The 13,140-nt window shown below is 59.3% G+C and carries 8 protein-coding genes; all 8 read left to right on the forward strand.

Annotated features, from left to right (window positions below; all coding sequences use genetic code 11):
- Positions 1–8: 8 nt before the first annotated feature.
- The 8 genes from GSQ93_RS00070 to GSQ93_RS00105 all read left to right on the forward strand — a co-directional run bounded on the left by GSQ93_RS00070 (position 9) and on the right by GSQ93_RS00105 (position 12,791).
- The gene (locus GSQ93_RS00070) at positions 9–1,214 is read left to right on the forward strand and encodes a lipopolysaccharide assembly protein LapB (RefSeq protein WP_158933661.1); all 1,206 of its coding nucleotides are present in this window, start codon (positions 9–11) and stop codon (positions 1,212–1,214) included.
- Between the two features lie 265 nt (positions 1,215–1,479).
- Positions 1,480–2,055: a helix-turn-helix domain-containing protein gene (locus GSQ93_RS00075; protein WP_158933662.1), complete on the forward strand. Its 576-nt coding sequence runs from the start codon at positions 1,480–1,482 to the stop codon at positions 2,053–2,055.
- Between the two features lie 375 nt (positions 2,056–2,430).
- On the forward strand, positions 2,431–5,175 hold the full coding sequence (locus GSQ93_RS00080) for a TonB-dependent receptor (protein ID WP_158933663.1): 2,745 nt from the start codon (positions 2,431–2,433) through the stop codon (positions 5,173–5,175).
- Positions 5,176–5,366: 191 nt separating this feature from the next.
- The gene (locus GSQ93_RS00085; RefSeq protein WP_158933664.1) at positions 5,367–7,007 is read left to right on the forward strand and encodes a peptide ABC transporter substrate-binding protein; all 1,641 of its coding nucleotides are present in this window, start codon (positions 5,367–5,369) and stop codon (positions 7,005–7,007) included.
- 162 nt (positions 7,008–7,169) lie between these two features.
- The gene (locus tag GSQ93_RS00090; protein WP_158933665.1) at positions 7,170–9,020 is read left to right on the forward strand and encodes an extracellular solute-binding protein; all 1,851 of its coding nucleotides are present in this window, start codon (positions 7,170–7,172) and stop codon (positions 9,018–9,020) included.
- Positions 9,021–9,027: 7 nt separating this feature from the next.
- Complete coding sequence (locus tag GSQ93_RS00095) at positions 9,028–10,074, forward strand: microcin C ABC transporter permease YejB (RefSeq protein ID WP_158933666.1); 1,047 nt, start codon at positions 9,028–9,030, stop codon at positions 10,072–10,074.
- 45 nt (positions 10,075–10,119) lie between these two features.
- Positions 10,120–11,181, forward strand: a complete 1,062-nt coding sequence (locus GSQ93_RS00100; RefSeq protein WP_158933808.1) for an ABC transporter permease — start codon at positions 10,120–10,122, stop codon at positions 11,179–11,181.
- Entirely contained in the window at positions 11,178–12,791 is a 1,614-nt protein-coding gene (locus GSQ93_RS00105) for an ABC transporter ATP-binding protein (RefSeq protein WP_158933667.1), read from the forward strand. Before GSQ93_RS00100 ends, GSQ93_RS00105 begins: the two co-directional genes overlap by 4 nt.
- Positions 12,792–13,140 lie beyond the last annotated feature (349 nt).

The following is a 13,140-nucleotide window of genomic DNA, read 5'->3' on the forward strand; positions in this document are numbered from 1 at the left end:
GAAGTGGAATGCTAACGATCCATCAACGGTTCAAACGCGCGGTCATTGCGGCCGCTACCTGTGGACTGTCCGCGCTCGCCGTGCTGCCGGTCACGTCTTATGCCGCGGACACCTTGCGGCCGGATGTGGCGAAGCCGCTGAACGCCGCGCAGGATCTGTATCGTGCGCACAAGTACAAGGATGCGTTGACGAAGATCGATCAGGCGGCTGCCGTGCCGGGCAAGACGCCCTATGAAAGCTACATGGTCGAAGAGATGCGCGGTGCTGCAGCGGCGGCGGCGGGTGACAATGGTGTCGCGGCTCAAGCCTATGAAACGTTGCTCGGTTCAGGGCGTCTCACCGGCGCTGACGAACAACGCACCACAGCGGCGCTTGCCGGTATCTACTTCGAGCAAAAGAACTACGCACAGGCTATCAAGGTCGCGCAGCGCTATCAGAAGTCAGGCGGCGGCGATCCCGATATGCGTACGCTGCTCGTCCAGTCCTACTACCTGTCGAATGACTGCGGCAATGTAGTGAGCTTGCTCAAGCCCGCGGTCGATGCGCAAGCGCGTGCCGGCCACGCGCCCGACGAGTCACAACTGCAATTGCTCGGCACGTGCGCGCAGCGTGTAAAAGACGACACTACGTACCGCGGTGCGCTCGAAAAACTGGTCGCTTATCACCCGAAGCAGTCTTACTGGGACGATCTGTTTCAAGCGATCCGCGCGAAGCCGGGCTATTCGTCGTCGCTTGATATCGATACCTATCGGCTGCGTCGCGCGACCGGTTCGCTTAGCACTGTCGACGACTACATGGAGATGACCCAGCTCGCGATCGTGGCGGGTACCACGGCCGAGGGCAAGCAGGTGATCGATCAAGGATTCACATCGGGCGTTCTGGGCCACGATGCACAAGCGGATCGCGAAAAGCGTTTGCAGGCGCTAGCCGCGAAGCGGGCGCAGGCACCCGCTGATCCGGCGAACCCTGTAGCGCCGGTCGACGTTGCATTCAACCAGGTCTTCGCGGGTCAAACCAAGCAGGGTCTTGCAGCTATGGAAGCGGCGATCGCGAAGGGTGGGCTCGATCACCCTGACCAGGCACAGTTGCATCTCGGCGTGGCTTACTACGTGGCAGGCGACAAAGCCCGTGCAGTGCAAACCTTCCGTGCGGTGAAGGGCTCCGATGGTTCAGCCGACCTCGCTCGGTTGTGGGTGATGGTGGCGTCGAAATAACGGCACCGCGGTTCTAGCATGTCCTCTCCTGTGAAGTGCCGCCGAACCAGGCGTGCATTGACCGGGTGGCACCTGCTCGCCGTATGGAATGAAGGTGTTCGACGAACGGCAGTCAAGTGCGAAAGTATCCCGACGATCGCATTGATTGAATCACCTGGCGCGGCAACTAACCGGGCATAGGGCACGTGTCCCAGGGAGGGTGTTGCATCCAATAAAACATAGTTTGGTATACAAACTAATTTTGACTACGGGATTCTGTCTTGCTATGGTTTTGCCACTCGATAACAAGGCACAGATCGCAGTTTCCATAGGAAGCAAAATTCGCGCACTGCGCCAACGGTTCAAGCGCACGCTGGATGAAGTGGCGACGAGTGCGGGGATTTCAAAGCCCTTTTTGTCCCAGGTGGAACGAGGTCATGCAACGCCTTCCATTACTTCGCTGGTGGGCATTGCGCGAGCGCTAGGTGTCACAGTGCAGTACTTCGTTGACACGCCAACCGAAGACAAGTCAGTGCGTAGAGGAAGCGAGCTGGAGTACTTCGGGTTCGATGGAACTGCGAATCTTTTTGGCCGGCTGACGAACTTGTCGGTTGGTGGGCAGCTGGAAGCGATTCTCGTCAAGATGCCGGTGGGACAGAACCCATCGGAAGTCACGACACATGCAGGGGAAGAGTTTTTGTACGTAATGAGCGGCCAGTTATCGCTCACGTTAGAAGGTACAACGTTCGTATTGCAAGCAGGTGACACCGCACATTTCGAGTCCACCGTGCCTCACGCCTGGTGCAATACCGCTCGCGAAGAAGCAATGATTGTATGGGTGGGCACGCCAAGATTGTTCTAGGTGCTTTTAGTGCGTGTTTTCGTTGAAGCCACTTCTCCTATTGTTGTAAGCATTACTTATCGTTAAATGTAAGGTTGGGCTGATGGAGAGGCGTTGTCCTGTCCATCATGGAAATTAGTTGAAGTTAAAAAAATAGAAAGCGCTGCGCATTTCGTTTGCAATAGATAAGTAGTCCGATATTGAAGTATCTGAAGTGTCCCGTCTTTCTATCTGCATTTGCAATTTGGATCGCTATTGACCTGATTGCGGGGCGGTAGAAGCGCGGGTCTGCTTTAACGGAGCGCGGCGCAAGAACGCCGTATATCGAGTGGAGAGGTCCATAAGACCTCTCTTCACACACAGCTGTGGCCTTATTGACGAGCGAGAAGGGGAAAAATGAAACAACGGGCATTGGCGTTGGCCATCAAAAGAATAGTCTGGGCTGAGCTAGCTTTGTCAGCCGCAATCGCCGTACCGGCGTTTGCGCAAAGCCAGCCGGCCACCACGGGTACGGCGGCGGGCGCGACGACGACGGAAAGCGCGCCGGCAGCAGCAGTGGCGGCGCCTGCATCAGGCGTTGCTGCAACACCCACTGCGGACAACAACACCGCGACACCGACTGCTGAAAAAGGCGTCCAGCAAATCAAGAAATTTGAAGTGACCGGGTCGCTGATTCGTAGCGCCGACAAAGTCGGCTTCAATGCAGTCCAGACGATTTCGCAGAAAGACATTCAGGAAAGCGGCGCCACGACCGTCGCTGACTATCTGCGCACGACCTCGGCCAACTCGGCGAATAGCTGGGGCGAAGGCCAGTCCGGCAACTTTGCCGCAGGCGCTGCAGGTATTGCCTTGCGCGGCCTCAGCGAAAAGTACACGCTCGTGTTGGTGGATGGACAGCGCGTCGCGCCGTTCGCGTTCTTCTCGAACAGCGTCGACTCCTTCTTCGACTTGAATACGTTGCCGTTGAACTCCATTGACCGCATCGAAATCGTGAAGACCGGCGCCGTGTCGCAATACGGTTCGGACGCTATCGCGGGCGTGGTCAACATCATCACAAAGCACGACTTCCAAGGGCTGCAACTCGACGGCAGCTACGGCAGCGCCATCAGCCAGGGCGGCGGCGCGGGCACGACCAAATTCGGCGTGCTCGCCGGCTTTGGCGACCTAAACGCCGATCGCTTCAACGTGACGGCCGCGGCAAGTTACTACAAGTCGAACGGCTTCACGCTTGCTGACCGCGACGCGACGAGCGCTCAGGATTTCACCAATCAGCCGGGCGGCCATTCGTTGCTCGCGCCGTCGTACTGGAATATGCCCGACGGCAGCGTGCAGGCATTGAGCGGCTGTGCAAACGGCGGCGCGGTGCATCCCGCAGGCACCAACTCGCTGACGGCAGGATTGCCGGGCACGATCTGCGGCTACAACTCTGCAGAAAGCACGTCTATCGCGCCGATGACCGAGCGTTTGAACGCGAAGCTCCACGCTGACTTCAAGATCAACGACGAGACGACCGCGTTTGGCGACTTCCTGATCAGCAGCAACAAGACCACGACGAACGATGGTCTCTGGAACAACGTTATCGGCAATCCGCAGGTTCCCGCACTCGTGTGGAATCCGCAGACCAAGCTGCTTTCGCCGTTCAACTTCACCGTGCCGGCGAGCAATCAGTACAACCCGTTCGGGGTCGCCACGCCGCTCACGTATGCGTTCCCGGGCGCGGTAGCAGAAGACACGTATGCCACCTACTGGCGCGCGTCGACAGGCATCAAGGGCTCGTTCAACCTGCCGAACGGCGAGTGGGATTGGGCAACGTCGGTCAGTCACTCGCAAAGCACGGTTTCGAACACTTATACGAACCAGCTCAACACCGCGGCACTGACCAATATTTATCAGAACGGGACGTTCGATTTCTCGAATCCCGCGGCTACGCCGAACGGCCTCAACGGGCTGTACCAGGATGCGAACAACCTGGCGATCTCCAAGCTCGATACCGTTGACGCGACGCTGTCCACGCCCCACCTCTTCAGTCTGCCAGCGGGTGACGTAGGTCTCGGTTTCGGTGCACAGTTCACGCACCAGAGCGAAGTGATGAACCCGGGTGCGGCATTCGAAACGGGCCAGGTCATCAGCCCGAATCTTCAGACGGTGAACGGTCAGCGCAACGTAGCTGCCGTGTATTACCAGGTGGATATTCCTATCGTGCGCGCGCTGACGTTCAGCCAGTCGGGCCGCTATGACCACTACAGCGATGTCGGTGGTGCGTTCTCGCCGCGTTTCGCGTTGCGCTATCAGCCGGTTCAGGCACTGACGATGTACACCTCGTACAACCGCGGCTTCCGTGCGCCGACGTTCGTAGAGAACAGCAACTCTCAAACGATGGGTATTCAGGTCGATCAGGCCACCGGCCAGAACTACACGTCGATCACGGAAGGCAATCCGGACCTGAAAGCCGAACGCACGAAGAACCTGAGCATCGGCTTTCAACTGTCGCCCACCCGTACGACCGATATCGGCCTGGACTGGTACAAGATTCGTGTCGATAACGTGATCGGCCAGGGCTCGCCTTCGCAGACCGTAACCGACGCGAACGGGAATCTGCTGTACAAGGTTATTCCGTACATGAACCTGGGTTACCTGGATACGAACGGTTTCGAAGGCACGTTCCGCCAGTCGCTTCCGACGAAGACCGGGACGTTCACCTTGTCCGCTGACTGGGCTTACATCAACAGCTTCAAGCTCGGCTCGCCGGGTCAGTCGCCGGTGAATGGTGCAGGTAATGACTACACCCTCACGCAGCCGTTCGGCGGCAGCTTCCCGCGCTGGAAAGGCAACACCACCCTGGACTGGGCGTACAACAAGTTTGACGCAGCGCTGACCTGGCAGTTCACGGGTCCGTACGCGCAAAACCTGGTTGCCGCCGGGCCGTCCCACGCGGGTTCGTACAGCCAGTTCAACCTGATGATGACGTACACGGGCTTCAAGCACTGGACGATCTTCGGCGGTATCGACAACATCTTCAATCGTGCGCCGCCGTACGATGCGGTCTTTGCAAATGGCACGCTGGATCAGAATGGCTACGACCAGTCGATCTACACGAACATTGGCCGTTTCGCGCAGGTCGGCGCAACGTACAAGTTCTGATGTCGCTGTAGTGTGTTTGACTGATGGAATGGTCGCTCCCGCGCATGTCATGCGGCGCGGGAGCGACCTTGTTTTCGACAATTCGGGGCTCTTCGATTCAAACATCGATCTTTCGACGCCTCACCGCATGACGCGCTCATGGCCGCAGTCAACGCCCAAGCGCGGAAGTAATAAATACCGGGAGTTTCCAGATGTTTTTCGCGCCACGTCCTTATCGTTCAGTCCGTCTTCGCCGTGCATCCGCGGCACTTGCTGTGGGCGGCGTTTTGCTCACCGGCGCCGTGCAGGCGGCAATCATTCCTCCCGGCGTGCAACTCGCCGCGAAGCAGGAACTGGTGCGCAACAACGGCACGGAAGTCGAGACACTTGATCCGAACGTGGCGGAATCGGTGCCGGCGAACACCGTCGCGCGCGATCTGTTTGAAGGTCTGACGGCAACCCGTTCCGATGGCGAAACCGTTCCCGGCGTCGCGGAAAAGTGGGAGATGAAAGACCCCACCACGTGGGTTTTTCATCTGCGAAAGAATGCGAAGTGGTCCAACGGCGAGCCGGTTGTTGCCGCCGACTTTGTCTACGGATCCCAGCGTCTCGTCGATCCCAAAACCGCTTCGCCGTACGCGACCACGTACGGCATGTTCCTGCTCAATGGAACAGATATTGTTGCTGGCAAGAAACCGGTGACGTCCCTTGGCGTGAGCGCACTCGACCCGTACACGGTCGAGATCAAAACGCCGTACCCGGTGCCGTTCCTGCCTGACCTGATGTCGAATACGAACTTCGGGCCGGTGAACAAGGCGGCCGTCGACAAGTATGGCCACGACTGGACCAAACCCGGCAAGCTGGTCAGCAACGGCGCATTCATGCTGAAAGACTGGCAAGTGAACAACCGCCTCGTGCTGGCGAAAAACCCGCAGTACTGGAATGCCGCGAACGTGCAACTGAATCAGGTCACGTACCTTCCCGTGGAAGACGAAAACTCGGACGTGGATCTGTACAAGTCCGGCGGTGACGACTGGGTGAACCAGCTTCCCTCGGGGACCTATGCCCGCTACAAACAGGAATATCCGAACGAGATGCGCGCGGCACCCATGCTCGGCTTGCGTTATTACTCGTTCAACAACAAGGACCCGTTGCTGAAGGATGTGCGTGTGCGCAAGGCGCTGTCCATGGTCATTGACCGCGACATCCTGGCTCAGCGTGTGACGGCCGACGGCCAGATCCCGGCGTATGGCGTCATCGTGAAAGGCGTGAAGGGCGCAGACGTCAGTGCGTACGACTGGGCTTCGTGGCCCATGGCGAAGCGCGTGGACGAGGCGAAAAAGCTGTTGGCCGAGGCGGGCGTGAAACCTGGGACCAAGTTGCAGTTCGTCATGAATACGAGTGAGTATCACAAGAAGATGGCGATCTTCGCGGCGTCCGAATGGAAGACGAAACTGGGTCTGGATACTGAAATACAGGCGATGGAATTCAAGGTGCTGCTCAAGAAGCGGCACGACGGCGACTACCAGATCGCACGCAATGGCTGGGTAGCGGATTACAACGACGCAAGCACCTTCCTCACGCTGGTTCAATGCGGTTCCGAGCAGAACGACAACCAGGCGTGCAACCCCAAAGCCGATGCGCTGATGCGCCAGGCGTCCAACTCCACCGACCCGGCCACGCGTCAGACATTGCAGACCGAAGCAGCCAAGGTTGCAATGGAAGACTATCCTATGCTGCCGTTGCTGCAATACACGCTGGTACGGTTGGTCAAAAGTTACGTGGGGGGCTATTCCACGAAGAACCCGATGGACCATTACCGCAGCGAAGACCTGTACATCATCAAGCATTGAGCGCGGTGCGCGGTGCGCGGCCCGGCCACTCGACATGCACGCGGCGAGAGTCACGCGTATTGTCATCACGAAGCACCCGCCCGTTTCATTCCTCAGGCTTTGTTATGAACGAACCGCATCATCCCCTGAAAGGCGCGCTGTGGGCGCCGGCGGCAAACAACGATGAATAGCGGCTGCATTAAAGGCTTTATCACGCTGGGGTGTGCGGCACTGCTCCTTGCATCGCAAGCGTTCGCGAGACCGTCGATCGCGCAATACGACAAGCCAAAGTATCCGGCGAACTTCACGCACTTCGACTATGCGGATCCGGACGCGCCCGCTAACGGCGACATGAGTTTCCAGAACTGGGACGAACAGCAAAGCTACGATTCATTGAATCCCTTCCTGGTCCGCGGCGCGCCGGCGCCCGACCTGAAGAACATGATGTTCGACACGCTGATGCAGCGAAGCTGGGATGAACTCGCGTCCGAGTATCCATTGATTGCGGATGACGTGGAGGTGGCTCCGGACGGCAAGTCGGCCACGTTCCATATCAATCCCCACGCGCGTTTTTCCAACGGCGACCCGATCACAGCCCCCGACGTGAAGTATTCATACGACACGTTGGCGAGCCGTCAGGCCTCCCCAATCTACAACTCGCAGTTCGCGAACATCAGCCGCGCAACCGTGGTCGATCGCTTGACGGTGCGCTTCGATTTCAAGGAAGCGCGCCGCGATGCACCGCTGATCGCGGGGGACCTGCCGATCTTCTCGCCAAAGTGGGGCATGAAAGCGGACGGCACGCGGCCACCGTTCGATCAGATATCGGATGTGCCGCCGGTGGCAAGCGGTCCTTATCTGATCGAGCAACGCAAGAACGACAAGCAGATCACCTACAGGCGCAATCCAGACTATTGGGCCGCCGACCTGCCGTCGCGTCGTGGCATGTATCGCTTCCAGCGCATCACGTTCCGGCTCTTCACTGACGCCTACACGTCGCTGGAAGATTTCAAAGCCGGCCACACCGATATGCGCGCGGAGTATTCGTCCTCGACCTGGGCGCGCAAGTACATCGGCAAGAACTTCAGCAACGGGTCGCTCAGGAAGAGCCAGTTCCCCGACGGTCCGGCGCAGATGCAGGGCTTGGTCATCAACACGCGCAGACCGCAGTTCGCGGACGCCCGTGTGCGTCGCGCGCTGACGCTTGCCTTCGACTACGACTGGTTGAACCGGATGGGCTTTTACAATCTGTATCGCCGCACGGGAAGCTATTTCCAGGACTCCCCGTTTGGCGCGCAGGGCGTGCCGGATGCGAAGGAACTGGCGCTGCTCGAACCGTATCGTTCGACGCTTCCGGCTGCCGTGTTCGGCCCCATGCTGAAGCAGCCGGACACGGTGCCGCCCCATTCGTTGCGTGCCAATTTGCGTGAAGCTCAGTCGCTTTTGAACGAAGCGGGCTGGCAGTATCGTGACGGTGCGTTGCGCGACGCCAGCGGCACGCCGATGACCATCGAGATCATGGATGACCAACCCGGCATGGACAAGGTCGTCCTGCCGTATATCCAGCAGTTGCAGACGCTTGGCATACAGGCGCATCTGCGGGAACTCGACAGCGCGTTGTACGAGAAACGCATGGACGCATTCGACTTCGACATGACCACGTATATCTATGCACCCGTCACTATTCCGGGCGGCGAACTGACGCGCCGCTTCGGCAGCGCAGCGGCGTCGCAGCCGGGTTCGGAAAATTTCCCGGGCGTCCGTTCGAAGGCGGCCGATGCGATGATCGACGCGGCGTTGAAAGCGCAGACGCTAAGCGATCTTGAGACGGCCACGCGCGCGCTTGATCGCATCCTGATCAACGAGTATTACATTGTGCCGGAGTACTATGCACCGACTACGCGAGTAGGCTATCGGTCGCGAATGGGCTATCCCCCGGTTGCGCCGCTTTCTTATCTTGCAGAGGACTGGCTGATCGACTACTGGTTCGTTAAGGCGCCGTCCGGTGCCGCTACGGCTGCTTCAACACACTGAGATTGCCATGGCCGCTTATATCCTCAGACGCCTGTTGCTGATGATCCCCACGTTGATCGGCGTGGTCACGCTGACGTTCGTCGTGACGCAATTCGTGCCGGGTGGACCGGTCGAGCAGATCCTGATCCAGATGCGCCATGGCGGAAGCCACGGCGAGGGCGGCGGGGCCGGCGGGTATCACGGCAGCCAGGGAGTCGACCCGCAGCAGGTCGAGCAACTCAAGAAGCAATTCGGCTTCGACAAGCCGCCGCTTGTGCGCTACGTAAGCATGCTTAAGAACTATGCGAGCTTCAATCTCGGTCAGTCGTACTACCAGCATCAAAGTGTGTGGGGCGTGATTCGTTCGAAGCTGCCGGTCTCCATTACGTTGGGGCTGTGGACCGTGTTGCTGACTTACCTTATTGCGGTGCCGCTGGGGATCTCGAAGGCGGTGCGAAACGGTTCCCGGTTCGACACCGCCACGAGCGTGCTCGTGCTGACCGGCTACGCCATTCCCGGTTTCGTGCTCGGCGTCTTGCTGCTGATGCTGTTTGGCGGCGGCACGCTATGGCAGGTATTCCCCATGCGCGGCCTTACCTCCGACGACTTCGACCAGCTCAGCATCGCGGGCAAGGTGCTCGATTATCTGTGGCACATCGCGTTGCCGGTGACGGCTTCGGTGGTGGGTAACTTTGCGATCGTCACGATCCTGACCAAGAACACGTTCCTCGAAGAGATCAGCCGGCAATACGTGCTGACCGCGCGCGCAAAAGGTGCGCCACAACGCGACGTGCTCTGGAAACACGTGCTGCGCAATGCGATGATTCCGCTCCTGACCGGATTGCCGGCAGCGTTTGTGGCCGCATTCCTCAATGGCAACCTGTTGATTGAGACATTGTTTTCGCTCGATGGCATGGGCCAGCTTTCCTACGACTCGGTGATCCGGCGCGACTACCCCGTCGTGCTTGGCTCGCTTTACTTGTTCACCCTGATTGGTCTTGTGACCAAGCTTATTGCGGACGTCTGTTATGTCCTCGTCGACCCCCGTATCCAGTTCGACCGGCTGGACCGGTGAGCGCGTGAACGCGTGAACGCCTCCCTGAATCTTCCCATAGCGACCATGACGAACCCGCCGCCGTCCGAGTCGCCCGGCCGGCGCGTATGGCTGCGTTTCAAGGCGCAGCGACTGGGCTACTGGAGCACGATTGTGTTCGTCGCGTTGTTTGCCATCAGCCTGCTGGGCGAAGTGTTGGCCAACGACAAGCCGCTGTTGATCCGCTACGAGGGACATTATTATTTCCCGATCGTGAAGGACTATTCGGAGAAGGTATTCGGCGGCGATTTCCCCGCGCGCGCGAACTATCTCGACCCGTATATTCGCGACCGGCTGGAATCGAAGGGCAACTTCGCGATCTATCCGCCGAATCATTTCCACTACGACACCGTCGACTATTTTGCGACCACACCCAATCCCGCGCCGCCCTCGGCCGCCAACTGGCTCGGGACAGACCAGTTCGGCCGCGACGTCCTTTCGCGCCTGCTGTACGGTTTTCGGCTCTCTGTGCTCATGGCGCTTGCACTCACCGTCTCGGGCGTCGTGCTGGGCGTCCTGACTGGCGCAGTGCAGGGGTTTTACGGTGGCCGCACCGACTTGATCGGCCAGCGCCTGATCGAGATCTGGAGTTCGATGCCGGATCTCTACCTGCTGATCATCTTCGCATCGATCTTCGAGCCGACCTTGTGGCTGCTGTTCATCCTGCTTTCGGCATTTGGGTGGCTCACGCTGTCGGACTACGTGCGCGCCGAATTTCTGCGCAACCGTTCGCTTGACTACGTTCGCGCGGCTCGCACGATGGGCTTGTCGAACTGGCAGATCATGTGGCGTCACGTGCTGCCCAACAGCCTGACTCCCGTGATCACCTTCCTGCCGTTTCGCATGAGCGCGGCGATTCTCGCGCTGACCAGCCTCGACTTCCTCGGGCTCGGCGTACCCGCGCCAACACCAAGTCTCGGCGAATTGCTCGCCGAAGGAAAAAACAATCTCGATGCGTGGTGGATCTCGGGCGCGGCGTTCGGTGGCCTTGTCGTCACCTTGTTGCTGCTGACCTTCATGGGCGACGCATTGCGCAACGCACTCGATACGCGCACGCGCGGTTCCGCATTTGGAGGGGCGCAGAAGTGACAGCCCCTCTGTTGCAACTCGACGGTTTATCGATTGGTTTCGGCGATAAGACCGTCGTACGCGAACTGACTCTTTCTATCGGGCGTGGAGAACGCGTGGCGCTGGTGGGCGAGTCGGGATCGGGCAAGAGCGTCACGGCGCTTTCCATCCTGGGCCTGGCAGACAACGCTCGCCAGACGGGGCGCATCTTGCTGGACGGCGACGATCTTCTGCAAAAGACCGAGCAACAGATGCGCGGCATTCGCGGCCGCGACATCGCCATGGTCTTCCAGGAACCGATGACCGCGCTCAACCCGTTGTTCACCATCGGCAAGCAGATTGCGGAAAGCCTGCGCCTGCACGAAGGTTTGCGGCCCAACGCGGCACGTCAACGGGGTATTGAGTTATTGCGCCGTACCGGTATCCCCGAACCGGAACGGCGTATCGACAGCTTCCCGCATCAGCTCTCCGGTGGCCAGCGGCAACGCGCGATGATCGCGATGGCGCTCGCGTGCCGCCCGCGCCTGCTGCTCGCCGATGAACCGACCACAGCCCTCGATGTGACCGTGCGCCAGCAGATAGTGGAACTGCTGATCGGCTTGCAGGAACAGGAGGCGGCCGAGCGCGGCATGGCGGTGCTGCTGATCACGCACGACCTGAACCTGGTGAAGCGCTTCGCGCAGCGCGTGGCGGTGATGGAGAAGGGCGTGCTGGTGGAAACCAACACCACTGCGGAACTGTTTGCAAATCCGCAGCATCCCTATACGCGCCGCCTGCTCGATAGCGAGCCCGAACGCGCGATCGATCCGATCGCTTCGAACGCGCGGCAGTTGCTCGAAGTGCAGGGGCTGTCCGTTGACTACCGGACTTCTGGGAAAGGCTGGCGGTCCACGTTTTCGAAGTCTTCATTTCGCGCGTTGCAAGACGTGGGCATCACGTTGAGACGCGGTGAAACGCTCGGCATAGTAGGCGAATCCGGATCAGGAAAGTCCACGCTTGCTGCTGCCATCCTGGGGCTGCAGCGGCCGACGGACGGGATGATTCATATCGACGGGCAGTGCTTGTCCACGCTCAAGAGCGCGAACTCGCGGCGCAGTGTGTCGTCGCGACTGCAAGTGGTATTTCAGGATCCCTACGGATCATTGTCGCCGCGCATGACGATCGAGCAGATAGTCGGCGAAGGGATTGCGTTGCATCGGCCGGAGGTGACGGCAGCGGCGCGTCGTCAGCGCGTGGTGGCGCTGCTTGACGAAGTGGGCATGCCGGCCGATGTCCTGCCGCGTTATCCGCATGAATTTTCAGGTGGACAGCGGCAGCGTATTGCAATCGCTCGGGCGCTCGCGGTCGAGCCGGAACTGCTTGTGCTCGACGAACCCACGAGCGCGCTCGATGTATCAATACAGCAGCAGGTCCTCAACCTGCTCACGCGGCTGCAGAAAAAATACACGCTGAGTTATCTGTTCATCACGCATGACCTTGCCGTGATGCGCGCGATGGCGCACAGGGTGGCGGTCATGAAGGCCGGGCGGATTGTGGAGATGGGCGACACGATGGACGTATTGCAAGCGCCTGCGCATCCCTATACACAGGCGCTACTTGCAGCGTCAATAGTAGCGGGCGCCGCGGCGTAACAAGTCTGAAGTCGTTACGCAATACACGGCTTCTAAAGTTTTCTATTACGCACGGCCGATTTTCGGACTGTCAAATGTTCCGGTCTTGAACAAAAACTAATAAAACGAAAATCAAAATCGGCCTTCGCTGAACTCAACACCCGGCTATACCCGGGCCGAAGCTGCTCGCCGCCAGCAGAATCAGGCAAGCGAAAACATCGATCCCACGTGCGACCACCCGGCGGGGTTGTGCTGCGTTCGCGTATCGCGAGTAAGCTTTAACGGGATTTCCGCGCGGGTACGGTTCTGGCGACGCACGCTCACGCTTCGGCCCGAACGCCCCTCTTCATTCCGATGCACCCCTACAACT

Source organism: Burkholderia sp. S171 (assembly GCF_009766085.1).
Lineage (GTDB): Bacteria > Pseudomonadota > Gammaproteobacteria > Burkholderiales > Burkholderiaceae > Caballeronia.

Coding starts and splice junctions, on each gene's coding strand:
- GSQ93_RS00070 (WP_158933661.1), top strand. CDS start 9: ATGCTAACGATCCATCAACGGTTCAAACGCGCGGTCATTGCGGCCGCT.
- GSQ93_RS00075 (WP_158933662.1), top strand. CDS start 1,480: ATGGTTTTGCCACTCGATAACAAGGCACAGATCGCAGTTTCCATAGGA.
- GSQ93_RS00080 (WP_158933663.1), top strand. CDS start 2,431: ATGAAACAACGGGCATTGGCGTTGGCCATCAAAAGAATAGTCTGGGCT.
- GSQ93_RS00085 (WP_158933664.1), top strand. CDS start 5,367: ATGTTTTTCGCGCCACGTCCTTATCGTTCAGTCCGTCTTCGCCGTGCA.
- GSQ93_RS00090 (WP_158933665.1), top strand. CDS start 7,170: ATGAATAGCGGCTGCATTAAAGGCTTTATCACGCTGGGGTGTGCGGCA.
- GSQ93_RS00095 (WP_158933666.1), top strand. CDS start 9,028: ATGGCCGCTTATATCCTCAGACGCCTGTTGCTGATGATCCCCACGTTG.
- GSQ93_RS00100 (WP_158933808.1), top strand. CDS start 10,120: ATGACGAACCCGCCGCCGTCCGAGTCGCCCGGCCGGCGCGTATGGCTG.